This is a genomic window from Streptomyces sp. CO7 (assembly GCF_053474865.1).
In genome coordinates this window covers 49013-50488 of the sequence record NZ_JBRIOU010000005.1, presented here as the reverse complement: position 1 = coordinate 50488, position 1476 = coordinate 49013, and the positions used below count along the sequence as shown (strand labels likewise).

General features: G+C 74.2%; 1 pseudogene. It reads right to left on the bottom strand.

The annotated features are described in order from the left end of the window. Nucleotides 1–935, bottom strand: a pseudogene (locus ACOV8S_RS18510) (serine/threonine-protein kinase); the annotation flags it as partial. Between the last annotated feature and the right edge of the window lie 541 nt (nt 936–1476).

Sequence of the window (1476 nt, the reverse complement as noted above, 5' to 3'; positions counted from 1 at the left end):
GGGGTGCCGGGCACCGGCGCGGGGGCCGGGTCGGGCACGAGCAGGGCCGCGACGTTGTCGGCGGCCACGATCTGCGCCGAGCTCGCCCGCAGGCCCACGCCGTCGGCGACCACGCGCAGCGCGCGGGCCAGGCCGACCGCGCTGGGGCGCTCGTCGGGGTTCTTGCGCAGGCAGCGCTCGATGACCGTCCACAGCGGCTCGGGCAGCGTGGAGGGACGGCGCGGCTCGGCGTTGAGGTGCTGCTGGAGCACCTCGAGCGCGCTGCCGCCGCCGAACGGCGGGCGGCCGGTGACCAGCTCGTAGAGCAGGATGCCGGCGCCGTAGATGTCGACCGCGGAGGTCTGCGGGCGGCCCTCGGCGGACTCCGGGGCCACGTACGACGGGGTGCCGACGAACTCGCTGGTGCGGGTCAGGCCCGGGGAGTCGGCGAGGCGGGCGATGCCGAAGTCGGTCAGCATCGGGTGCAGCTCGCCGCCGGTCTGGCGCAGCAGGACGTTGGCGGGCTTGAGGTCGCGGTGCACCACGCCGTCGGCGTGGCTGGCGGCCAGCGCGTCGGCGATCTGCGCCGTGAGCAGGGAGGCGGCGACCGGGCTGAAGGGGCCGTTCTCCCGCAGGTAGCGGTGCAGGTCGGGGCCCTCGATCAGGTCCATCACCAGGGCGAGCAGGTCGCCCTCGACGACCAGGTCGCGCACCCGGACGATGTTGTCGTGGGTGAGCCGGAGCAGGACGGAGCGCTCCCGGAGGAAGCGCATCACCACGTCCGGGTCGTTCGCCAGCTCCTCCTTGAGGACCTTGATGGCGACGGTCTCGCCGGGCTGCCCGGCGACGGCGGCCTCGGCCCCCGCGGTCTCCCGCTGGCGGGCTCGCCAGACGGTGCCCGTGGCGCCGCGTCCGATCGGCTCCTCGAGCAGGTACTTGCTGCCTACCGGCCGCACGTCATGCGCTCCCTGCTGGTCGTGATCACTCGCACCGGCGCTTCGACGACCGGTCCTGCCCACTGTAAGGCCGTGGGGCCCGGTGGCGGCGGTCGTCGGCGTGCCCGGATCCGTCTCGGTCCGGACACGGCCGGTGAGGCGGTGCCGGGTGGTGCCCGCCGTGCGGGGCGCGGTGGGGCTCCCCGCACGGAAAGACGTGCATCCCGGTCGCTTGGTTTCCGGGAGCGAGCGTAATCAGTCATGAACAGGTGTTGAATGGGCCACTTTCCAGGACAGAGGTGACCAATCAAGATCACTTGAGGGTGGCCCGCGGGCGCGGGCCGCGTCCCGGGTGCGAGGATGCACCCTGCTACAGCTACAGGCCGACGTGCTCTGCGGGCGGTTGGGGACGGCGCGGTGGGGGACCCGGGGCGTCGACCACTGCCACGGGCGCCCGAGCGGAAGGGATCGCTGACGGCGATGCAGATCCGGCTGACCGTCGTAGACCCGCTGAACCCCACCGCCACGGCGGGTCCCGGCGGGGGGGGGGGGGGGGCGCCCC